Genomic DNA, 23615 nt, shown 5'->3' on the forward strand with positions numbered 1-23615 from the left:
ACCGCAAGCAACCCTTCCCCGACAAGATTCGAACACAATCAGGATACCCCGGAGGCCTTCTGGCGTGTTCCTGCGTCTATGTTGAAGCCCGCCAGATTCCCCCAAGCGTTCGGAAGGCCGGTCCCGGGAATGACTGCAGACACGACCACAGCCGCCACCGGCTCCCCCTCCCGGCCGCCCCGCTCGCGCGGCAGCCGGATCCGGCGCGGGCTGGCCTGGACGGCCGCCGTGGTGGTGCTGGGCGCGGCCGGCGCCGGCTGGTGGGGCTACGAGCACCTCAACGGCAACATCTCCAGCGTGGACCTCGACAAGGCCATCGGTTCGGACAACCGGCCGCCGAAGGTGGTCGAGAACGCCCAGAACGTGCTGGTGCTCGGCTCCGACTCGCGGGCCGGCGCCAACGGCGACCTGGACCACGGCGACGTCAGCGGCGCCCGCTCCGACACCGCGATGCTGGTGCACATACCCGAGGGCCGGGCCAGGGCCACCGCGGTGAGCATCCCGCGCGACACCCTGATCTCCCGGCCCGAGTGCAAGGACGGGGACGGCAAGACCGTGCCCGAGGCGAACCGGGTCATGTTCAACTCCGTCTACTCGGTGGCCGGTCCGGCCTGCGTGGTCAAGACGGTGGAGCAGATGTCCGGGATCCGCGTGGACCACTTCGTCGAGGTGGACTTCGCCGGCTTCAAGGGTCTGGTGGACGCCCTCGGCGGGGTCACCGTCACCCTGGACCAGCCGATGAGCGGGGCCAAGGGCGGCCTCAAGCTCGACGCGGGCACGCACCGCCTGAACGGCACGGACTCGCTGAAGTTCGTACGTACCCGCTACGGCTACGGGGACGGCAGCGACCTCGGACGCATAGGCCTCCAGCAGCAGTTCATGATGGCGATGCTGACGGAGATCAAGAACCAGGACGCCTTCGGCAACCCGGCCCGCCTCTACAAGCTCGCGGACGCCGGCACCAAGTCGCTGACGACCGACTCCGACCTCGCCTCGCTCACCGCGCTGTCCGACTTCGCGCGGAGCATGAAGGCCGTGGACCCGTCCACGATGGAGACGATCATGCTGCCGGTGGCGTACGACAAGATCGACCGGAACCGGGTGATCGTCGCCCAGCCGCAGGCCGGCCAGTTGTGGGAGGCCCTGCGCACCGACCAGAAGGTCCCGGCCTCGGCGAAGGACTCTCCCGCGAAGGGCGGCTCGGGCGCCAAGTCCCCGGCGCCCAAGCCGTCCCCCTCGACCTCGTAGTCGGGCCGGCCGACGCGGGGCCGGCCCGCGTCGGCCGGCCCGCGTCGGCTACCGGGTACCGCGTGCTTCGGCGCCCGGCTCCGTACCGATGCCCACTCCCTCGCCGCGTCCGAGCCGGCTGTGCCCGCGCCCGTAGAGGAAGTAGACGAAGAAGCCGATGACCATCCAGATCGCGAACCGCAGCCAGGTCTCCGCGGGCAGGTTGAGCATCAGCCAGACCGAGGCGGCGATGGACACGATCGGGAGGAACGGCACCCACGGGGTGCGGAAGGCCCGGTGCAGGTCGGGGCGGCTGCGGCGCAGGATGATCACGCCGAGGGCCACGACGACGAAGGCGAACAGCGTGCCGATGTTCACCAGGGTGGCCAGTTCGTTGATGCTGGTGAACCCCGCGACGATCGCGATGATCACGCCGAGCAGGATCGTCGGCCGGTAGGGCGTACGGAACTTGGGGTGCGTCCGGGAGAAGAAGCGCGGCAGCAGTCCGTCGCGGCTCATCGCGAAGAACACGCGCGTCTGGCCCAGCAGCAGGATCATGCAGACCGTGATCAGGCCCACCGCGGCGCCGAAGCTGATGATGCCGCCGTACACGGGGTGTCCGGCGGATTTGAAGGCATCGGCCAGCGGGGCGCTCACCGACAGTTCGGTGTAGTGCTGCATGCCGGTGACGACCAGCGAGACGGCCACGTAGAGGACCGTGCAGATGAGCAGGGAGCCGAGGATGCCGCGGGGCATGTCCCGCTGCGGCAGCTTGGTCTCCTCGGCGGCCGTGGCGACCACGTCGAACCCGATGAAGGCGAAGAACACCACGGAGGCGGCGGTGAAGATGCCCATGACGCCGAAGTCGGTGGGCTGGTAGCCGAACATCAGCTGCACGAGCGGGGCATTGAGTCCGCCGCCGCCCTTCTGCTTGACGGCTTCCGGGATGAAGGGCTCGTAGTTGCTGCCCTTGATGAAGAACAGCCCCGCGATGATGACGATGAGGACGACGGTCACCTTGATGGCGACGACCACCGCGGTGATCCTCGCGGACAGCTTCACGCCGACGACCAGGATCGCGGTCAGGACCAGCACCAGGACGAAGGCCAGCACGTCGAAGTGGCCGCCCGGCACGTCCGGGCCCTCCAGCGAGGCCGGCAGGTGCATGCCGAGGTTGTCCAAGAGCGAACGTACGTACCCGGACCAGCCGACGGCGACGACCGCGGTGCCGAGCGCGAACTCCAGCACGAGGTCCCAGCCGATGATCCAGGCGGGCAGCTCGCCGATCGAGGCGTAGGAGAAGGTGTACGCCGAACCGGCGACCGGGACGGTCGAGGCGAACTCGGCGTAGCACAGCGCGGCGAGGGCGCAGACGACACCGGCGGCGACGAACGCCAGGGCGGTGGCGGGGCCCGCGGTCTCCTTGGCCACCTTGCCGGTGAGCACGAAGATTCCGGTGCCGATGATGACGCCGACGCCGAAGACGGTCAGGTCCCAGGCCGACAGCGACTTGCGGAGCGCGTGTTCCGGCTCCTCCGTGTCGCGGATGGACTGCTCCACCGACTTCGTGCGGAAGGGACTGTGGGGATCCGTACTCACCGACGCACCTCCGAACAGGTGGCGCCCGCACGTACTGAACGCGAACGCGAACGGGCCGGGAGACCCGCCCTCTCAGGGTGATCTCCCGGCCCGTGACGTGCAACCGCGCGTGATCCGGCCGGCGGCCGGTCCGGCGCCTAGTCCACCGTGGCGGCCTGCTCGCTCTCGTAGCGCCCGTCCAGCTTGGCGACCAGGCCGGTGACCTGGCGGGCGATGTCGGGGGCGGTCAGACCGATCTCGGCCATGATCTCCTTGCGGGAGGCGTGGTCGAGGAAACGCTGCGGAATGCCGAAGTCGCGCAGCGGTACGTCGACGCCCGCGTCCCGCAGGGCCTGCGCCACGGCGGAGCCCACACCGCCGGTGCGGCCGTTGTCCTCGACGGTGACGACGACCCGGTGGCCGTCGGCGAGCGGGGCCAGGGCCTCGTCCACCGGCTTGACCCAACGGGGGTCGACGACGGTCGTGGAGATGCCCTGCTTGTCGAGGAGGTCGGCGATCTCCAGGCACATCGGGGCGAGCGCGCCGACCGAGACGAGCAGTACGTCCGGACGGGTGACCTCGGGGGCCGGGGCCCGCAGCACGTCCATGCCGCCGACGCGGCCCACGGCCGGGACGGCCGGTCCGACGACGCCCTTGGAGTAGCGCACGACGGTGGGCGCGTCCTTGACCGCGACGGCCTCGCGGAGCTGCGCGCGCAGCTGCTCGGCGTCGCGCGGTGCCGCCAGGCGCAGGCCGGGGACGACCTGCATGATCGACATGTCCCACATGCCGTTGTGCGAGGCGCCGTCCGTGCCGGTGACCCCGGCGCGGTCCAGGACGAAGGTGACCCCGCACTTGTGCAGGGCGACGTCCATCAGGACCTGGTCGAAGGCCCGGTTGAGGAAGGTCGCGTAGACCGCGAAGACCGGATGCGCGCCGCCGGTGGCCAGGCCGGCCGCCGAGGTGGCGCCGTGCTGCTCGGCGATGCCCACGTCGAAGATGCGGTCCGGGAAGGCGTCCGCGAACTTCTTCAGGCCGACGGGCTGGAGCATGGCCGCGGTGATCGCGACGATGTCCGAGCGCTCCTTGCCGAGCTTGACCATCTCGTCGGCGAAGACGGAGGTCCAGCTCGCGGCGTCGGTGGTGACGGGCAGGCCGGTGTCGGGGTGGATCGGACCGATGCCGTGGAAGCGGTCCGCCTCGTCCTGCTCGGCGTGCGTGTAGCCGCGACCCTTCTGGGTGAGGCAGTGCACGATGACCGGTCCGCTGAAGCGCTTGGCGCGCTGCAGGGCGGACTCCAGGGCCTCGATGTCGTGACCGTTGATGGGGCCGATGTACTTCAGGCCCAGGTCCTCGAACATGCCCTGCGGGGCGATGAAGTCCTTGAGGCCCTTCTTGGCCCCGTGCAGGGTCTCGTAGAGGGGCTTGCCGACGACCGGCGTGCGCTCCAGGAGGTCCTTGCCGCGGGCCAGGAAGCGCTCGTAGCCGTCGGTGGTGCGCAGGGTCGCCAGGTGGTTCGCGAGGCCGCCGATGGTGGGGCCGTACGAGCGCTCGTTGTCGTTGACGACGATGACCAGCGGGCGGTCCTTGGCGGCGGCGATGTTGTTCAGCGCCTCCCAGGCCATGCCGCCGGTGAGGGCCCCGTCGCCGATGACGGCGGCAACGTGGTGGTCCTCGCGGCCGAGCACCTCGTTGGCCTTGGCGAGGCCGTCGGCCCAGCCCAGCACGGTGGAGGCGTGGGAGTTCTCGATCACGTCGTGGTCGGACTCGGCGCGCGAGGGGTAGCCGGAGAGGCCGCCCTTGCTGCGCAGGCCGACGAAGTCCTGGCGGCCGGTGAGCAGTTTGTGCACGTACGCCTGGTGACCGGTGTCGAAGAGCACCTTGTCCTTGGGCGAGTCGAAGACCCGGTGCAGGGCGATCGTCAGTTCGACCACCCCGAGGTTGGGGCCGAGGTGCCCGCCGGTCTTGGAGACGGCGTCGACGAGGAAGGACCTGATCTCGGCGGCGAGCTGGTCGAGCTCCTCCTGGCTGAGCCGGTCCAGATCGCGCGGTCCCTTGATGCGGGTCAGCAGCACCCGTGCCTCCTTGCAGTTGCTTGCCGGTCTGACGAGTCTAATGTTCCGCTCGCGAGCGCGGTCATCGGGCGGTACCCACAGGGTCACGCCTTTGTCATACCTGTACACCCCGGCACGGAATCACACCTCCCAAACGGGCGTATACCCGCACAGCTGTACGTGCACGGGCACGCACAGGTGCCCGGCGCCGCACGGGGCGGCGCCGGGCACTGTGACGGGTCTTACCGCCCGGGGACGGCCCCCGGTCGCGCGGTCAGGCGCGGCCGGCCGTCTTCTGGGTCTTGCGGGTCACCGAGTCGATGACCACCGTGGCCAGCAGTACGGCACCGGTGATCATGTACTGGATCGGCGTCGCGATCCCCTCAAGGGCCAGACCGTACTGGATCGAGGTGATGACCATGACGCCGAGGAGGGCGTTCCAGGTCCGGCCCCGGCCGCCGAAGAGGCTGGTGCCGCCGATCACGGCCGCCGCGATCACGTTCATCAGGAGGTCGCCGGCACCGGCGCTCTGGTTGGCCGCCGCGATCTTGGAGGCCCAGAAGAGGCCGCCGATGGCGGCGAAGGTGCCCGCGATCGAGAAGACCGCGATGCGGATCCCGGTGACGTTGATGCCCGCGCGGCGGGAGGCCTCGACGCTGCCGCCGAGGGCGAAGATGCCGCGGCCGAAGGAGGTGCGACGCAGCAGGAAGTCCGTGCCGACCAGCGCCAGGACGAAGAGCACCACCGCGAGCGGCAGGCCCTTGTACTGGTTGAAGACGACGGCGGGGCCGAAGGTGAAGACGGCGAGGACGCCGGTGCGCAGCAGGATCTCCGTCAGCGGTCGCGAGGGGACCTGGGCGGCCTCCCGGCGACGGTTGTCGTAGAAGGTGGCGAGGAAGTACCCGACCACGGCGACCGCCGCGAGGCCGTAGCCGACGGCCACGTCCGAGAAGAAGTACGTGGTCAGCTTGCCGACCACGCCGTCGGAGTCGAGGTTGATGGTGCCGTTGCTGCCCAGGATCTGGAGCATCGCGCCGGACCAGAACAGCAGGCCCGACAGGGTGACGGCGAACGCCGGGGCACCGATCTTGGCGAAGAAGAAGCCGTGGATGGCGCCGATCAGGGCGCCGCCCGCGATGGCGGCGAGGATCGCGAGCCATTCGTTCACGCCGTGGGTGACGGCGAGGACGGCGACGATCGCGCCCGAGACGCCGCTGACGGAGCCGACCGACAGGTCGATCTCGCCGAGCAGCAGCACGAAGATGATGCCGACGGCCATCATGCCGGTGGCGACCATCGTGATCGCGATGTTGGTGAGGTTCTCCGGGGAGAGGAAGTTCGAGTTCAGGCCCTGGAAGATGCCCCAGATGACGATCAGGCCGAGGACGACCGGGATGGAGCCCAGGTCACCGGCCTTCAGCTTGCGCCCGAACTCGTTCAGGTAGCCCGCGAAGCCCTGCTCGCGCACGAGCAGGCGGGGGTCCACCGCCGGGATGGCGTCGGCCGCCGCGGCCCGGTTGACCGGGTCGACGTGGCGGCCGGAGCCCTTGTCGGGCCCCTTGCCGAGCGGGGTTGCGGCAGAGTTCTGCGTGCTCACTTGCGGGCCTCCCCGGTGCGGGCCGCCCGGCGGGTCACGGCGTTGTCCGTGGCCCCGGTGATGGCGGAGATGATCTCTTCCTGCGAGGTGTCGGCGACGTTGAAGACACCGTTGTTGCGGCCCAGCCGCAGGACGGCCACCTTGTCGGCGACGGCCTTCACATCGGCCATGTTGTGGCTGATGAGGATGACGGCGTGGCCGCGCTCGCGCAGTCGCTCGACCAGGTCGAGGACCTGGGCGGTCTGCTCGACGCCGAGGGCGGCGGTGGGCTCGTCGAGGATGACGAGCCTGGGCTCGCCCAGCATGGATCGGGCGATCGCCACGGTCTGGCGCTGTCCGCCGGAGAGCGAGGCGATCGGGATGCGGACGCTGGGGATCCGGATGGACAGGGTGGTCAGGAGCTCGCGGGCGCGGCGCTCCATCTCCACCTCGTCGAGGGTGCCGAAGCGCTTCAGTTCGCGGCCCAGGAACAGGTTGCCGACGACATCGATGTTGTCGCACAGCGCGAGGTCCTGGTAGACCGTGGCGATGCCCAGGCTCTGGGCGTCGTGGGGCCGGTTGATGGAGACCGGGCGTCCCTCCCACTCGATGACTCCGTCATCGATGGGGTGTACGCCGGCGATCGTCTTGACCAGCGTGGACTTGCCGGCGCCGTTGTCGCCCACGAGGGCGACCACCTCACCGGAGTGGATCTCGAGGTCTACGTCGGTCAGGGCCTGAACGGCACCGAACCGCTTCGAGACCCCTCGCAACGCCAACACGGGCGCAGCGGACACATGAACCATCTCCTTCGCCGCCTGACCGGCGGGGATGTCGTGCAAAAGAGCAGGAGCGGGGCGGACGGGGGGGTATGACAAACGGGGCACCGCGGAGAGGGGAATCGTTTCTGCCCGGCGCCCCGCCGTGGCGGGGTGAAGAAGGGCGGGGCGCCGGGCAGGCGTGGGGGTCACGGCGCGGGGAGCGCCGTGACGGGGGGCCTTACTTCAGGCCGAGGGTCGCGCAGGCGGCCGCGTACTTGTCCGCGCAGATCTCGTCGGCGGTGTAGACGCCGTCCTTGATGACGGTGTCCTTGATGTTGGTCTTGGTGAGCGACACGACCGGGATCAGGACGGACGGGACACCCTTGGTGGTGGGGCTGTCCACGTTGTTGTTGATGATCCCGTCGATCTTCTCGCCCTTGGCGAGGGCGACGGCCATCTCGGCGGCGGCCGTGGCCTCGGGGGCGTACGGCTTGTAGACGCTCATGAACTGCTCGCCCGCCACGATGCGCTGCACACCGGCGAGTTCGGCGTCCTGGCCGGTGACCGGCGGCAGGGGGGAGAGGTTCGCGGCCTTGAGGGCGGTGATGATGCCGCCCGCCATGCCGTCGTTGGCGGAGTAGACGCCGACGACCTTGTCCTTGCCGAGAGCGGAGAGCGCGGCCGCCATGTTGGTGTTGGCGTTCTCCGGCTTCCACTCCTTGGTGTCGTACTCCTTGCCGATGGTCACCTTGCCGTCGAGGACGGAGTGAGCGCCCTTCTTGAACAGGGCGGCGTTCGGGTCGGTGACGGAGCCGTTCATCATGACGATCTGGCCGTCCTTGGCCTTGTCGCCCAAGGCCTCCAGCAGGGCCTTGCCCTGGACCTTGCCGACCTCTTCGTTGTCGAAGGAGGTGTAGGCGTCGATCGGGCCCTCGGCCAGGCGGTCGTAGGCGACGACCGGGATGCCCGCGTCCTTGGCCTTCTTGACCGAGCCCGCGATCGCCTTGGCGTCGACCGCGTCGACGATCAGGACGTTCACCTTGTTGGTGATCATCGCGTCGACCTGGGCGTTCTGCGCGGTGGCGTCCTGCTTGGCGTTGGCGTAGACGACCGTGCCCTTGCCGTTGGTGAGGTCCGCGACCTTCTTCTCGATCAGCGGCTTGTCGAACTTCTCGTAACGCGCGGTCTGGTTCTCCGGGAGGAGCAGGCCGACCTTGACTGCGTCACCGGCGACGGCGGCGGAACCGCTGGGCTTGGTCTCGCCACCGGCCTCCTTGGCACTGCCACAGGCGGCGAGCGAGACGGCCATGGCGCCGGCGGCTACGGCAACGGCGGTTCTGCGCATACGCGTGTTCATTGGTTGAACCTCCCTGACGAGGCCGCAACACTGCGGCCGAGGTGGATGTGAGTCAACCCCGGCCGCAAGTTCGCCGTCAAGGAGTGAATCCTTAACGAGATGACAACGGTGCCATCCGTTATTTAACTGAAGACAGGACGGCGGGAGCCCGCACCCCGAACCCATTCTCCGCCAAAAGCGTCGAATCGCCCATCTCGCTCAGCACCAGGGCCAGGGCTCCGAGCACCTCCGCCCGCTCGCCCAGCGATCCGGTCAGGACGGACAACTGACGGGCCGCGCTGGGGATCGCGTACCTCCCCACCGATTCACGGATCGGAGCCAGCACCAGTTCACCCGCCTCGGCCAGGGAGCCGCCCAGGACCACCCTGCTGGGGTTCAGGAGGTTGCACAGGCTGGCGACCCCGCTGCCCACGTGCCGGCCCACGTCGGTGACCACACGACGGCATCCCGGGTCCCCCTCGCGCGCCAGCTCGACGACCCGCTCCATCGTCAACTCCGGCCCGTGGCTGCTCTGCAGGAGCGGCAGCACGTAGCGGGCGGCGGCGAAGGTCTCCAGGCAGCCGCGGTTGCCGCAGCGGCAGACGGGCCCCGATTCGTCCAGGGTGATGTGCCCGATCTCGCCGGCGGTCCCGCCGGGCCCCCGGTAGATCTGACCGTTGATCACCAGCCCCGCGCCCACACCGCTGGCGACCTTGATGTACGCCAGGTCCTTGACCCCCCGGCCGCTGCCCCAGACCAGCTCGCCCAGCGCTCCGAGGTTCGCGTCGTTGTCCACGTAGACGGGGACGCCGAGGCGCTGCGAGAGCTCCTGGCGCGGGTTGATCCCGGCCCAGCCCGGCAGGATCGCGGTGGAGCCGAGGGTGCCGGATTCCACGTCGATGGGGCCGGGAACGCCGAGCCCTACGCCGATGACCTTGTCCCGGCCGACCCCGACCCCCTCGACCAGCCGCCCGACGAGGGCCTCCGCCCGGTCGAAGCCGTCCACCCAGGAGGCGTCCACGTCCAGCGGCTCCGACTCCTCGGCCAGCACCTGGTGCGCGAGGTTGCCGACGGCCACCCTCAGATGGGTGTGGCCGAAGTCCACGCCGATCACGATGCCCGCGTCCCCGCTGAGCGAGACGCTGCGGGCCCGGCGACCACCCGCCGAGGTGTCGGTGACCTCGACGGTCCCGCCCTCCTTGAGCTCACGGACGATGTTGGAGACCGTGGCCGCCGACAACCCTGTGGTGCGGGCGATCTCCGCCTGGGTCAGCGAACCGGCGAGGCGCACGGCGCGCACGACCCGTTCGAGGTTCGCGCGATGCAGCGAAGACTGCGATCCGGGAGTCTGCACGACTCATCCACTCCTGCCCATAAGCGACGGCAAGCCGTCGCCCCCCGAGCCGGTCGTCGCGCATACGCGGTCGCCCACGCTCCGAGACCCCGGCGTCTCTCCAACTTGTGAACCTTAAGTCGAGCCTTTGGCCCTCCAGACGTCAAGAGGCTGACGCAGCACGAATGGGACACCTCTGACCAAAAGGAGGAACAGTGCCCCCTCTCGATCGTGCTACGGTCGCTGAGGCGCCGATCCTCTGCGGCCTTTCCGGCCGGACCGGGCGCCCTTCGTTGACAGCGCTACGCAAGGAGGTGTTCGGGAATGAGTCCCGATCGAAGTCCTCGCAGCGCTCGCGTCAGCTGACCCGTTGAACAGCTGACCTGCCCCGAGTGCGCACGGCAGCGCTTCACCACGCGCCTCTCCGTGCATCTTTTCATTCCTTCCGCATGCCCTGCACTTCGTGACGGGGCTGCGTCATCCATGCCCATCGGTGCGTCCCGAGGCCTTCCGTGCCCTGCCGCGCCGACCCATGATCACTCCACGTGACCGCTCGGCCGCGCGCCGTCCGGACACCGTGGAGGGAGGTATTCGTCATGACCATGCTCACCCCTCGCACCCCCACGAAGCTCGCGCCGCCGGGCCGCTCCCGTCGCGACCGCAAGGCCGCCGAACTGGAGGCCGGCACCCGACGCGTCGCCGACCGTCTCGCAGCCGTCAGCGCGCGCCCGGTCGTACAGGTCCTCCAAGAGGTAGACACCTCCCGCAACGGCCTCACCCACACCGAAGCCTCCCTGCGCCTGGAGCGTCACGGCGCCAACGCGGTGGCCAAGGAGCGCGCCCCGCGATGGTACGTCCAGCTCGCCACGGCGTACTGCAACCCCTTCATCGGGGTGCTGGTCTTCCTGGCCGCCGTCATGTTCTGGCAGGACCCGGCCGACCCGGGCGTCGTCATCCTCTCCGTGATGGTCGGGATCAGCGGACTGCTGCGGTTCTGGCAGGAGTTCCGCTCGGGCCGCGCCGCCGACGCCCTCAAGAAGCTCGTCACCACCACCTGCGCGGTCCAGCGCCGGGCCGGTTCCGGCTCCGGGCCGACCACCTTCGAGGTGCCCATGGACCAGGTGGTCCCGGGCGACCTCGTCAAGCTCGCGGCGGGCGACCTGATCCCCGCCGACCTGCGGCTGCTCACCGCCAAGGACCTGATGGTCGGCCAGGCCGCCCTGTCCGGCGAGTCCCTGCCCGTGGCCAAGGCCGACTCGCGCGCCGAGGACCTCGGCCAGCACACCACCACCGACCCGGTCGAGGCCGACAACCTCTGCCTGATGGGAACCTCGGTCACCTCCGGCACCGCCACCGGCGTGGTGGTCGCCACCGGCGCCGACACCTACTTCGGCTCCATGGCCGGCTCGCTGGTCGGCGAGCGCCCGCAGACCAACTTCGACACCGGCGTGCGCAAGGTCAGCTTCCTGCTGATCCGCTTCATGCTGGTCATGGTCCCGATCGTCTTCATGATCAACGGCTTCACCAAAGGCGACTGGAACGAGGCCTTCCTCTTCGGTATCGCCGTCGCCGTCGGCCTGACGCCCGAGATGCTGCCGATGGTCGTCTCCGCCAACCTGGCACGCGGCGCGGTGGCCATGTCCAAGCGCAAGGTCGTCGTCAAGCGGCTCAACGCGATCCAGAACCTGGGCGCGATGGACGTGCTCTGCACGGACAAGACCGGCACCCTCACCGAGGACCGGATCGTCCTGGACCGCTACCTGGACGTGCACGGCGACGACGACAACGAGGTCCTGGAGTACGGCTACCTCAACGCCCACTTCCAGACGGGCCTGAAGAACCTCATGGACCAGGCGGTCATCGACCGCGTCGACGAGGCCGAGGAGGTTGTCGTCGACGCACGGTTCTCGATGGTCGACGAGATCCCCTTCGACTTCGCCCGGCGCCGGATGTCCGTGGTCCTCAACCGCAACGGCGTGGTCGGCGGCCCCGGCCGTGCCGAGCACGTCATGATCACCAAGGGCGCCGTCGAAGAGGTCCTGGACCTGTGCACCCACCTGACGGACCGCGGCGAGAAGGTGGAGCTGACCGGGGAACTGCGCACGCACGTCACCCGGATCGCCGAGGAGAACAACCGGCGCGGCCTGCGGGTGCTGGCCGTCGCCACCCGTCGGATCGCCGCCCCGCGCGACACCTACGCCGTCGCCGACGAGGACGGACTGACCCTGGTCGGGTTCCTCGCCTTCCTCGACCCGCCGAAGGCCTCCGCCGCGGCCGCCCTGCGCGGCCTCGCCGACAAGGGCATCGCCGTCAAGGTCGTCACCGGCGACAACGAACTGGTCGCCGCCCGGGTCTGCTCGGACGTCGGCATCGCGGTCGGGCACGTGGTCTCGGGCGCCGGGGTGGACACCCTCGACGACACGGAGCTGCGCGCGGCGGCCGCCCGTACGACCGTCTTCGCGAAGGTCAACCCGGTCCAGAAGGCCCGGATCGTCCGGGCCCTGCAGGCCGGGGGCCACACCGTCGGCTTCCTCGGGGACGGCATCAACGACGCCGCCGCGCTGCGCGACGCCGACGTCGGCATCTCCGTCGACACGGCCGTCGACATCGCCAAGGAGTCCGCCGACATCATCCTCCTGGAGAAGGACCTCACCGTCCTCGAACAGGGTGTGGTCCAGGGCCGGACCACCTTCGGCAACACCATCAAGTACATCAAGATGACGGCCTCCTCGAACTTCGGCAACGTCTTCTCGGTGCTGGTGGCGAGCGCCTTCATCCCCTTCCAGCCGATGCTCGCGATCATGCTGCTGGTGCAGAACCTGGTCTACGACATCTCCCAGCTGGCCACCCCGTGGGACCGGATGGACGAGGAGTACCTGCGCAAGCCCCGCAACTGGGACGCCAAGGGCATCTTCCGCTTCATGGTGACGATCGGACCCGTCAGCTCGATCTTCGACATCTCGATGTTCCTGATCATGTGGAACGTCTTCGGCGCGAACAGCGAAGCGCACCAGGCGCTCTTCCAGTCCGGCTGGTTCGTCGAGGGCCTGCTCTCGCAGACCCTGATCGTCCACATGATCCGCACCCGGAAGATCCCCTTCATCCAGTCCCGCGCCTCCTGGCCGGTGATGGTGATGACGGTCCTCGCGGTACTGGCCGGGCTCTGGCTCCCCTTCTCCCCGCTGGCCGCCTCGCTCGGCTTCGTCGCCCTGCCCGCGGGCTACTTCCCGTGGCTGGTCGGCGTGCTGCTCGCGTACTGCACGCTCACGCAGCTCGTGAAGACCTGGTACATCCGCCGCTTCGGCACCTGGCTCTAAGGGAGGAGGCGGAGCGATGACGCTGCCGAACGAATGGGAGATGGCCGGGCACCTGGCCGCCGCGCTCGGTTTCGGGGCGGTCATCGGCCTGGAGCGGCAATGGCGGGCCCGCCTCGCGGGGCTGCGTACGAACGCCCTGGTGGCGGGCGGGGCCGCGCTGTTCGTGCTGCTCTCGCAGTACGGGTTCCTGAGCACGGTCTCCGAGGTGAACTACGACGGCTCGCGGGTCGCCGCCCAGATCGTCTCGGGGATCGGCTTCCTCGGCGCCGGGGTGATCATGCGGGACGGCCTCAGCGTTCGAGGTCTGAACACGGCGGCGACGCTGTGGTGTTCGGCGGCCGTGGGCTGCCTGGCCGGGGTGGGCCTGTTCGTCCTGGCCGCCCTCGGCACGGTGGGCGTGGTGGGGGCCAACCTCCTGCTGCGCCCGCTGGGCCGGCGGCTCGACCGCGAGCCGCGCGGGGGGGCCGAGGTGGCCGTCGACTACCACTTCGAGGCGGTCTGCCTGGAGGCGGAGGAGGCCCACATCCGCCACCGGCTGGTCGACGCGCTCGGCCGCCCCGGCTACCAGCTCCGTGAGATCCGCAGCCAGGACGGCCCGGTGCCCGGCCGGGTGACGGTCTCGGCGCTGCTGACCGCCGAGGGGACCCAGGGCCGGGCCTTGGAGGAGGCGGTCAGCAACCTCTCGCTCGACCCTTCGGTGTCGGCGGTCGGCTGGTCGGTGGTCCCGGATCCCCGGGACCTGCGACCTACTTGAGGGTGGCCGAGGTGAGCCCGGCCTGGATCTGGCGCTGGAAGGACAGGTAGACCACCAGCATCGGGATGATCGCGATGGTGGCGCCGGCGAACAGCACCGGCAGGTCCGAGGCGTACCCCATCTGCTGCTGCAGCTGGATCAGGCCCTGGGTGAGCATGTAGCGCTCGGGATCCGTGCTGGACTGCGGCTGCATGAGCACCGCGGGCAGGATGTACTGGTTCCACTGCCCCAGGACATTGAATATTCCGACGCTGATCAGGCCGGGCTTGGCCATCGGCAGCATCACCTGGAAGAAGATCCGGGTGTCGGAGGCCCCGTCGATCACGGCCGCCTCGTGGATGGCGGTCGGCAGCGTCCGGAAGAACGAGTGCATGAAGAAGATGGTGAAGGGCATCGAGTACGCGATGTAGACCAGGATCAGCCCCTGATAGGTGTTCAGCATGTCGAAGCGCTTGACCATGAAGAACAGCGGGACGAGCGCGAGGAACACCGGGAACATCGCGCCGCTGACGAAGAAGTAGTAGAAGAGCCGGTTCCCCTTGAAGGGGTACCGGGCCAGTACGTACGCCGCCATCGACCCGAACAGCATGGTCAGCGGGACCGAGAACACCAACACGATCAGGGTGTGGGCGAAGTAGCCGCCGATGCCCTTGGTCCAGGCGCGCGCGAAGGCGTCGAAGTGCCAGTTGGACGGCCAGCTGAGGGCCGATCCGCCGATCTGCGCGTCGGTCTTGAAGGCACCGAGGGCGAGCCAGATCAGCGGCAGGATGATCATTATCGCCCAGAGGGCGAGGAAGCCGTGCGAGAAGACGTTGAGGACCTTGCCCTCGGAGCCGCTCGCCTTCCGCTTCTTGACCTTCACCGGTCCGCCCGAGGGCTTCGCGGTCGCCTCGCCCGAAACCTTGGTCACTGTGGTCATGGTGTCTCCCGCTCAGTACTCGATGCGCTCGCGGCGGGTGGCGCGCAGCGTGATGATGGAGAGGATCATGGTCAGGACGAGCATGACCACGCCCATGGCGCAGGCGTAACCGCTCTTGCCGAAGTAGAGGAAGTTGCGCATCAGAACCGTGGCCATGACCTCGCTGTGGTGGTCGGGGCCACCGCCGAACTGCCCGGAGGTCATCGTCGAGACCAGGACGAACATGTCCATCGCGGCGATGCCGAGGTAGACCGCGGCGGTCTGCACGGAGTCCCACAGCAGGGGCAGGGTGACCTTGAAGAAGGTCTGGGCCCGGCCGGCGCCGTCCAGCAGCGCGGCTTCGTAGATGTCCTTGGGGACGGACTGCATGGCCGCGGAGAACAGGACGAGGTAGAAGCCGACCCCGGACCAGACGACCACGAACAGCAGGCACCACATGACGAACGAGGGCTCGTTGAGCCATTCGATGGGGTGCTGCGCGTCGATCGCGCCGAGCTTGACGAGGAAGCCGTTGAGCAGGCCGCCCTCGTCACTGCGGTAGACGGCGCCGAAGAGCACCGCCAGGATCGCGAGGGAGAGGACCTGCGGGAAGAAGTAGACGATCTTGTAGACCCGCGACCCGGCGACGCCCTGCACTCCACCGGCCCCGCTGCGCCCTCCCGCGTTCACCATGAAGGCGAAGAAGAGGGCCAGCAGGATGGTGATCACCGGGACGAACACCAGGAGCAGCAGGTTGTGCCACAGCGCGCCGCGAAAGACCTCGTCCTTCATCAGGGCCGAGTAGTTGTCCAGCCCGACGAAGTCGAAGACCGGTGACTGCCCCGTCCAGTTGGTGAAGGAATATCCGAACGTCTGGATATACGGCCAGATGACGAAGGTCAGGTACAGCGCGAGTGGTGCGATGAGGAAGCCGGTGATGAAGCCGTACTTCCCTTTCCCCTGGGCTACTTGGCTCATGGTGTCCGTCCCTGGTGGTTCCGGGTGACCGGTGGACGCGGTGTCAGCTGCGGTGGTTGTTCTTGGCGTTCGGGTCCTTGGCAGCCTTGTCTACCGCAGCCTGGGCCCGCTTGATCCATTCCTTCGGCTGGATGCGCTGGGCCATCAGCTCATTGGACGCGTTCTCGATCTCGGTGCCCATCTCGCTGTACCACTCGGTGTACAGGTAGTTGAACGTGTTGTCGCCGGCGCCCTTGAGCGCCTCGACCGCCGACTGGGTGCCGGGGCGCAGCTTGACGTTCGGGTCCACGCCGTCCTTGACGACGGTGAGGGAGTTGGCCTGCTGGGCGAAGATGGTCGACCATTCGCGCGACAGCATCGAGCGCAGGAACTCCAGGCCTCCGGCCTTGTTCGCGGCCTTCTCCGGGACGATGAAGGGCTCGCCCGCACCGGCGCGCATGGCTTCGAGGGGAAGCTTGCTGTCGGCGAGGACCGGCACCGGGAGGAACTTCATGTCGAAGTCCTCGGGGGTCTGCTTGAGCTGCTCGTTCTCCAGCCAGGAGCCGGAGGGGATGAAGGCCGCCTTGTACTGGTTCCAGGCGGTCTGGGACTCGGTGTGGGTGAGGCCGTTGGTGCCCGGCATCAGGAGGCCCTTCTCCACCACCTCGTAGACGGCCTCGACGGCGGCCAGCGCGGCGGCGTTGCCCTCGAAGGCGTTGGGCTCCAGGTTGTCGATCGCCTTCATGGCGTCCAGACCGCCCTTCTTGGCGATCAGGTCCATGATGACGACGTTGATGTAGTACGGGAACTTGCCCTGGTGGGCGAGGCCGCCGATGCCCGCTTCCTTGGCCTTGGTGCAGACGGCCAGGAACTCGTCCCAGGTCTTGGGGGCCGTCCAGCCCTTCTCCTTGAAGAGCTTGCCGGAGTACCAGAAGCCGAAGACGGTGTAGACGTAGTTCAGCGCGACGAACTTGCCGCCCTGGGTGCCCTGTTCGACCGTTCCGGCAATCAGGGTGTCGCGGACCTTCTTCTTCGGGTCGTCGAGCGAGGGGGCGTCGAGGATCACGGTGAGGTCGGCGAGCTGACCGCCCTTCGCCAGGACGTCGAGCTTGATCTGCTGGGCACCGGCGTCGTCGACGACGTCCGGCGGGTTGCCGCCGTTGAAGCGGGGCTGGAGCTTGGCCGTGATCTCCTGGGTGCCGAGGTGGGCGCTGGTGGTGCCCCACTTCTTGTCGAAGGCCGCTTCCCAGGCCTTGGCGTAGTCGTCGCCGAAGCCGCCCTTGAAGACCACGACTTCGAGCTTGCCGCCCTTGGCGACCCCGAAGGGGTTCTCCGGGCTGGTGGCCGCCTTGGACGCGTTGCCCTTGGGCGCCTCCTCACCGCCGGAGGCGCAGGCGGACAGGAAGCTCATCGTCGGGACGGCGATCAGGCCGAGTGCCGCGGAGCGCTTGATCAGATCCCGGCGGCCGAGGCCCGCACCGGTGCTGTTCTCGCCGTGGGCGGAGGTGGATCCCATGCTCAAGTCCTCGCCTTCGTAAGGAGTGTGAAGGAGGAAGGGATCACGGCAGTCGCCGCGCATGCGGACAACGCCGCAGGTCCCCGCCCTCCCCCGGTCCGGGGCCGCTCGTCTCGCGGTGGTCCGGACGGGCACAGGTATAGTCCACTTCCGCTCGCCTGAGCAAGATCGTGCACAAGGATGGGCCCCAGCTTTTCCGAGTTGAGACCTCCCCGTCACCTGGTTCGCTCCCCAAGAGCGCCCCGTGGGAAACGGAAGGGCCGTACCCCCTTGTCGGGGATACGGCCCTATGGTGCCGATCGGTGACGGATCGCTCCGTCCGGCGCGCCCTTAGCCGCGGATGAGGTTCCGCAGGACGTACTGCATGATGCCGCCGTTGCGGTAGTAGTCGGCCTCGCCCGGCGTGTCGATGCGTACGACCGCGTCGAAGTCCACACCGGTGTCGGTGGTGACCTTGACGGTGCGCGGGGTGGTGCCGTTGTTCAGCTCCTCCACACCGGTGAAGGCGAAGGTCTCCTCGCCGGTGAGGCCCAGGGAGGCCGCGGTGGCGCCCTCGGGGAACTGCAGGGGCAGGACGCCCATGCCGATCAGGTTCGAGCGGTGGATGCGCTCGTAGGACTCGGCGATGACGGCCTTGACGCCGAGCAGCGCGGTGCCCTTGGCGGCCCAGTCGCGGGACGAGCCCGAGCCGTACTCCTTGCCCGCCAGGATGACCAGCGGGATGCCGGCGGCCTGGTAGTTCTGGGAGGCGTCGTAGATGAAGGCGACCGGCGCGCCGTCGACGGTGAAGTCGCGGGTGAAGCCGCCCTCGGTGCCCTCGGCGATCTGGTTGCGGAGGCGAATGTTGGCGAACGTTCCGCGGATCATGACCTCGTGGTTGCCGCGGCGGGAACCGTACGAGTTGAAGTCGCGGCGCTCGACGCCGTGCTCCGTGAGGTACTTGCCGGCCGGGGTGTCGGCCTTGATGGCGCCGGCCGGGGAGATGTGGTCGGTGGTGACCGAGTCGCCCAGCTTCGCCAGCACGCGCGCGCCGGCGATGTCGGAGACCGGGGTGGTCTCCATCGTCATGCCCTCGAAGTACGGGGGCTTGCGCACGTAGGTGGACTGCGGGTCCCACTCGAAGGTGTTGCCGGTCGGGATCGACAGCGCCTGCCACTGGGCGTCGCCCGCGAACACGTCCTGGTAGGACTTGTTGAACATGTCCTCGCCGATGGCGTTGGCGACGACGTCGTTGACCTCGGCCTCGGAGGGCCAGATGTCCTTGAGGTAGACCGGCTTGCCGTCGGTGTCGATGCCGATGGCCTCGGTGGTGACGTCCACCTTCATGGAGCCGGCGATGGCGTACGCGACGACCAGCGGCGGGGAGGCCAGGTAGTTCATCTTGACGTCGGGGTTGATGCGACCCTCGAAGTTGCGGTTGCCCGAGAGGACCGAGGTGACCGCGAGGTCGTGCTCGTTGATCGCCTTCGAGATCTCCTCGTCCAGCGGACCGGAGTTGCCGATGCAAGTCGTGCAACCGTACCCGACGAGGTTGAAGCCCATCTTGTCCAGGTACGGGGTCAGGCCGGCCTTGTCGAAGTAGTCGGTGACGACCTTCGAACCGGGGGCCAGGGTGGTCTTGACCCAGGGCTTGCGGGACAGGCCCTTCTCGACGGCCTTCTTGGCCACGAGCGCCGCGGCGACCATGACGTAGGGGTTCGAGGTGTTGGTGCACGAGGTGATCGCGGCGACGGTGACGGCGCCGTGGTCGATCTCGAAGGAGGTGCCGTCGGCCAGGGTGACCTGGGTCGGGCGGCTCGGAACGCCGTTGGCGGAGGCCGGGGCGTCGGAGGCCGGGAAGGACTCCTTGCCCGCCTCGTCGTCGTCCTCGACGTAGTTGCGCACGTCGAGCGCGAACTGCTGCGAGGCGTTGGCGAGGACGATGCGGTCCTGCGGGCGCTTCGGGCCGGCGATGGAGGGGACGACCGTGGAGAGGTCGAGCTCCAGCCTCTCGGAGAAGTCCGGCTCGGCGTGCGGGTCCAGCCACAGGCCCTGGGCCTTGGCGTACGCCTCGACGAGGGCGACCTGCTGGGCGTCGCGGCCCGTCAGGCGCAGGTACTTCAGCGTCTCCTCGTCGATCGGGAAGATCGCGGCGGTCGAGCCGAACTCCGGCGACATGTTGCCGATGGTGGCGCGGTTCGCCAGCGAGGTGGCGGCGACGCCCTCACCGTAGAACTCGACGAACTTGCCGACGACGCCGTGCTTGCGGAGCATCTCGGTGATGGTCAGCACGAGGTCGGTGGCCGTGGTGCCGGCCGGCAGCTCGCCGGTCAGCTTGAAGCCGACGACGCGCGGGATCAGCATGGAGACCGGCTGGCCGAGCATCGCGGCCTCGGCCTCGATGCCGCCGACGCCCCAGCCCAGCACGCCGAGGCCGTTGACCATGGTGGTGTGCGAGTCGGTGCCGACGAGGGTGTCGGGGTACGCCTGGCCGCCACGGACCATGACCGTGCGGGCCAGGTGCTCGATGTTGACCTGGTGGACGATGCCGGTGCCCGGGGGGACGACCTTGAACTCGTCGAAGGCGGTCTGGCCCCAGCGCAGGAACTGGTAGCGCTCCTTGTTGCGGCCGTACTCCAGCTCGACGTTCTGGGCGAACGCCTCGTGGGTGCCGAACTTGTCCGCGATGACCGAGTGGTCGATCACGAGCTCGGCCGGGGCCAGCGGGTTGATCTTGGAGGCGTCGCCACCGAGGGCCTTCACGGCCTCGCGCATGGTGGCCAGGTCCACGACGCAGGGGACGCCGGTGAAGTCCTGCATGATCACGCGAGCCGGCGTGAACTGGATCTCCTCGCTGGGCTGGGCCTGCGAGTCCCAGTTCCCGAGCGACCGGATGTGGTCGGCGGTGATGTTCGCGCCGTCCTCGGTACGGAGCAGGTTCTCCAGCAGGACCTTCAGGCTGTAGGGAAGGCGGGCGGAGCCCTCGACCTTGTCCAGCTTGAAGATCTCGTACGACTCGTCGCCCACCTGCAGCGTGCTGCGGGCGTCGAAGCTGTTCGCCGACACGACAGTCTCCTTCATGCATGAATTCGCGCGTTTTACCGCAATCCTGCCGCCACGCCCCTTGGCCAATCCCTTAAGGTAAGGCTAAGTTAGGTAACCCTTACCATCGGGGGCGGCTGCGGTGCGCCTTCGGCAGTTATCTCGATGTCGAGATAACTCTAGTACATGTCCGGCCGGACGGACGAGGTGCGCACCCGCAGGCTTGCCGGGACCAGCTGTCTGCCCGGAGATTCCGCTTGTCCGGATTCGATCAACGTGACCAGCGCGGACACCGCACAAACCGCGATCCGCTCCGGGTTCAGCGTGACGGTGGTCACGGAGAGTTCGTCCCCGGCGTACACGGGATCCTCACTCGCGCACACCAACAACAGCTCCTCCGGCGTACGGATCCGGTGGCGCGCGGCGGCGGCCAGCGCCTGCCGGCCGCCCGGGTCGTAGGCGCAGTAGACGGCGTCCGGACGGGCCCCGGCCGCACCGAAGGAGGCGTCGAAGGCGTGCCCGGCGTGGTCCTCGGGGTCGAACGGGATCACCAGCGGGGCCAGGCCCCGTAGGGCGCACCAGGACGCGTACGCGGAGGTGACCGCCGTCGTGTAGAACTCGCGGCCGTCACCGCACTGCAACGCGACGCGCCGGGCCCCGGAGCCCGCGAGGTGATCGAGCACCTCCCGCGTCATCGCCACGTGGTCGTTGTCCACCCACACGTCCTCGGGCCGGGGATCGGTCGGCCGGCCGTCGAAGACCACGGGCAGGCCGCGCGCCCGCAGCGCCCCGGGCACCGGGTCTCCGGCCGGGCTGTCCAGCAGCAGCATCCCGTCGACGGCGAGGGTGTGCCACAGCGGCTCCCCGCCGCGCTCGGCCGGCAGGGTGGTCAGCGCGTAGCCCCGGGCGTGCGCGGCGGAGGTGGCCGCCGTCAGCAGCCGGGAGAAGTAGGCGACCCCCACGAAGTCCCACGGGGATCCGGCGAAGGTGGTGACGGCGACCCCGAGGGTGCGGGTGCGCGGCCCGCGCCGGGCGCCGTAGCCGAGGGCCGCCGCCACCTCGCGGACCCGGCGGCGGGTGGAGCCGCCGAGCCGGCCGGTGCCGTTGAGGGCGTGGGAAACGGTCGCGGTGGAGACCTCCGCGGCGCGCGCGATGTCGGCGATGGTCGGTCCGGTCCCGGGCACGCGGTCATCGTACGGACGTACGAGCCCCGCGGGTACGGGCCGGGGTGCTGCGGAATCCGTGGCCGGGGGCGGGTTCCGGTTAAGGGGTTAACCACCGAGGGTCCGGCGTAGCGACCTTCCCCCCTCTATCTCTGGAGTGGCCATGACCTCTTCCGCCCTGTCCCGCCGGGGACTCCTCACGGCCGCCGGGGCCGCCGGCGCGGCCGGACTGCTGGGCACCGGGACCGCGAGCGCGGACTCCTACGCCCCGGCCCGGGGCCGCGGCGGCCCGGCGGCGCTCGTCTTCCACAACGCCCGCGTGTTCACCGGGCTGTCGGGCGGCGCCCCCGTGGACGCCGTCGCGGTCGGCCGGGACGGCCGGATCCTGGCCACGGGCACGGGTGCGGCCGTGCGCCGGCACGCGGGGCGGGACACCGAGTTCGTCGACGCGGGCGGCAACACCGTCATGAGCGGGATCCACGACGGGCACGTCCACCCGCTGGGTGCCGGGGAGCGGTCGCTGCGGCCGTCGCTGGCGGGGGCCGAGACCACCCTGCCCGAGCTGCGCGAGATCCTGGGCGGCTTCCTCGCCGACACCGGCGGGGCGGGCGCGGAGCCGGACGGCTGGCTGGTGGTGGAGGACTGGAACCCGGTCGGGCTGCTGCCGACGGGCACCGCCCCGCACCACACGATGCTGGACGCGCTCCCGACGCGCCGCCCCGTCGTCCTCGTCGGCGGCGACGGACACAACCTCTGGGCCAACCGCCGGGCCCTGGACATCGCCGGGATCACGGCGGCCACCCCCGACCCGGTCGGCGGCAGGATCGTCCGGGACCCGGACGGGGCCCCGACGGGCGTGTTCAAGGACGACGCGCAGGAGCTGGTGAAGCGGCACGTCCCGGAGCCCTCGCGGGCCGAACTGGTGGCGGCCTGCGCGGCCGTGCTGGAACTGGCGGCGGCGTCCGGGGTCACCACGATGATGGACGCGCTGGTCGGGCGGCACGAGCTGGAGCTGTACCGGGACCTGTCGGCGGCGGGCCGACTGCCGCAGCGGATCGTTCCCGCGATCCGCCTCGACGTCGCCCTGACCCGGGACCCGACCGCCGCCCTCGCCTACGCGCGCGGGTTGCGGCGGGAGTTCGACGAGGTGGGCGGGCTGCGCTTCGGGACGGCCAAGGTGTTCCTGGACGGGGTCATCGAGTACCCGGCGCAGACGGCGGCCCTGCTGGAGCCCTACCTCGACGGCGCCGGGAAGCCCACCGCCAACCGGGGCGAGCTGTACACCTCGGCGGCGGAGTACGGCCGGCTGACGGCGGCCTTCAACCGGGCCGGCTGGCAGATGCACGCCCACGGGCTGGGCGACCGCGCGGTGCGCACGGCCCTGGACGGGTACGCGTACGCCCGCCGCGAGACCGGGCAGCGCGACGCCCGCAACGCCGTCGCCCACCTCCAGTTGGTGGACCCCTCCGACCTGCGGCGTTTCGCCCAGCTCGGGGTCACGGCCTGCATGCAGCTCCAGTGGGCTACCCGGGACACCTGGACCGTGGAGGCGCTGCTGCCCTACATCGGGCCGCGCCGACACCGGTGGATGTACCCGGCGCGCAGCCTGGAGCGGGCCGGGGCGTGGCTCGCGGGCGGCTCCGACTGGCCGGTGGACGCCCTTCAGGTGTGGAACCAGCTGAGGACCGCGATCGACCGTCAGGGCGCCGACGGCGAGGGCCCGCTGTACCGGGAGCTGGAGGGCCTCGGCCGGGAGTCGGTGCTGCGGATGCACACCTCGGGCACGGCCCGGCAGCTGCGCCAGGAGGGACTGACGGGCACGGTCGAGCCGGGCAAGGCCGCGGACCTGGTCCTGTTGGACCGTGACGTGGCCCGCTGCCCGGTGCCCGACATCAGCGCCACGGGCGTACGGATGACCCTGGTCGGCGGGCGCGTGGTGCACGACGCCGGCTCGGCGGCGGGCCGGGCGGCCACGGCCCGGGCGGCGCGCTCGACGGCGGGTCCGCGCCCGGCCTCGTACACGGCGGTACACGGAGGCCGGCACTCCGCCTGCGGACACTGAGGTCGCGGTCGGGGCGCTCCGTCCGGGCGTTGACCGCCGCGGCGATCTCCTCGGGCCGCCCG

The 23615-nt window shown here is 69.6% G+C and carries 15 protein-coding genes; 4 read left to right on the forward strand and 11 right to left on the reverse strand.

Going from position 1 to position 23615, the window contains the following annotated elements; translation table 11 throughout:
- The first annotated feature begins 129 nt into the window (after window positions 1-129).
- Window positions 130-1248 (forward strand): LCP family protein, encoded by a 1119-nt coding sequence (locus ACIOD1_RS16255; protein WP_365616620.1) that lies wholly within the window; start codon window positions 130-132, stop codon window positions 1246-1248.
- A 48-nt stretch (window positions 1249-1296) separates the two neighbouring features.
- Here ACIOD1_RS16255 and ACIOD1_RS16260 read toward each other — a convergent pair whose 3' ends face one another.
- The 6 genes from ACIOD1_RS16260 to ACIOD1_RS16285 form a co-directional block, all read right to left on the reverse strand.
- On the reverse strand, window positions 1297-2826 hold the full coding sequence (locus ACIOD1_RS16260; protein WP_365616618.1) for an amino acid permease: 1530 nt from the start codon (window positions 2824-2826) through the stop codon (window positions 1297-1299).
- Between the two features lie 137 nt (window positions 2827-2963).
- Window positions 2964-4880 (reverse strand): 1-deoxy-D-xylulose-5-phosphate synthase, encoded by a 1917-nt coding sequence (gene dxs / locus ACIOD1_RS16265; RefSeq protein ID WP_365616616.1) that lies wholly within the window; start codon window positions 4878-4880, stop codon window positions 2964-2966.
- Window positions 4881-5133: 253 nt separating this feature from the next.
- Window positions 5134-6456 carry a sugar ABC transporter permease gene (locus ACIOD1_RS16270; RefSeq protein ID WP_401902817.1) on the reverse strand — a complete coding sequence of 441 codons (1323 nt, stop codon included), beginning with the start codon at window positions 6454-6456 and terminating at the stop codon, window positions 5134-5136.
- Window positions 6453-7241, reverse strand: coding sequence for an ATP-binding cassette domain-containing protein (locus ACIOD1_RS16275; protein WP_365616614.1), 789 nt, complete (start codon window positions 7239-7241; stop codon window positions 6453-6455). The genes ACIOD1_RS16270 and ACIOD1_RS16275 overlap by 4 nt, the downstream gene beginning before the upstream one ends.
- Before the next feature lie 193 nt (window positions 7242-7434).
- Entirely contained in the window at window positions 7435-8553 is a 1119-nt protein-coding gene (locus tag ACIOD1_RS16280) for a substrate-binding domain-containing protein (protein ID WP_365616612.1), read from the reverse strand.
- 118 nt (window positions 8554-8671) lie between these two features.
- A complete protein-coding gene (locus ACIOD1_RS16285) occupies window positions 8672-9886 on the reverse strand; it encodes an ROK family transcriptional regulator (RefSeq protein ID WP_365616608.1) in 1215 nt (404 codons plus the stop codon).
- 575 nt (window positions 9887-10461) lie between these two features.
- On the opposite strand from ACIOD1_RS16285, the gene mgtA reads away from it, so the two are divergent.
- Entirely contained in the window at window positions 10462-13182 is a 2721-nt protein-coding gene (mgtA, locus tag ACIOD1_RS16290) for a magnesium-translocating P-type ATPase (RefSeq protein WP_401902821.1), read from the forward strand.
- Between the two features lie 16 nt (window positions 13183-13198).
- The gene (locus ACIOD1_RS16295; RefSeq protein WP_401902823.1) at window positions 13199-13936 is read left to right on the forward strand and encodes an MgtC/SapB family protein; all 738 of its coding nucleotides are present in this window, start codon (window positions 13199-13201) and stop codon (window positions 13934-13936) included.
- On the opposite strand, the gene ACIOD1_RS16300 is transcribed toward ACIOD1_RS16295, so the two are convergent.
- The 5 genes from ACIOD1_RS16300 to ACIOD1_RS16320 all read right to left on the reverse strand — a co-directional run bounded on the left by ACIOD1_RS16300 (window position 13929) and on the right by ACIOD1_RS16320 (window position 21512).
- Window positions 13929-14855, reverse strand: a complete 927-nt coding sequence (locus tag ACIOD1_RS16300; protein ID WP_401902824.1) for a carbohydrate ABC transporter permease — start codon at window positions 14853-14855, stop codon at window positions 13929-13931. The genes ACIOD1_RS16295 and ACIOD1_RS16300 overlap by 8 nt on opposite strands.
- 12 nt (window positions 14856-14867) lie before the next feature.
- Window positions 14868-15812 (reverse strand): sugar ABC transporter permease, encoded by a 945-nt coding sequence (locus ACIOD1_RS16305; protein ID WP_365616602.1) that lies wholly within the window; start codon window positions 15810-15812, stop codon window positions 14868-14870.
- Between the two features lie 43 nt (window positions 15813-15855).
- Entirely contained in the window at window positions 15856-17307 is a 1452-nt protein-coding gene (ngcE, locus tag ACIOD1_RS16310) for an N-acetylglucosamine/diacetylchitobiose ABC transporter substrate-binding protein (RefSeq protein ID WP_365616600.1), read from the reverse strand.
- A 330-nt stretch (window positions 17308-17637) separates the two neighbouring features.
- The gene (gene acnA, locus ACIOD1_RS16315; RefSeq protein WP_365616598.1) at window positions 17638-20367 is read right to left on the reverse strand and encodes an aconitate hydratase AcnA; all 2730 of its coding nucleotides are present in this window, start codon (window positions 20365-20367) and stop codon (window positions 17638-17640) included.
- A gap of 140 nt (window positions 20368-20507) precedes the next feature.
- Complete coding sequence (locus tag ACIOD1_RS16320; protein ID WP_365616596.1) at window positions 20508-21512, reverse strand: LacI family DNA-binding transcriptional regulator; 1005 nt, start codon at window positions 21510-21512, stop codon at window positions 20508-20510.
- Window positions 21513-21654: 142 nt separating this feature from the next.
- Between ACIOD1_RS16320 and ACIOD1_RS16325 the strand changes: the two genes are divergently transcribed.
- Complete coding sequence (locus ACIOD1_RS16325; protein WP_401902827.1) at window positions 21655-23553, forward strand: amidohydrolase; 1899 nt, start codon at window positions 21655-21657, stop codon at window positions 23551-23553.
- Window positions 23554-23615: the final 62 nt, after the last annotated feature.

The organism is Streptomyces sp. NPDC088097 (assembly GCF_044741845.1).
Lineage (GTDB): Bacteria > Actinomycetota > Actinomycetes > Streptomycetales > Streptomycetaceae > Streptomyces.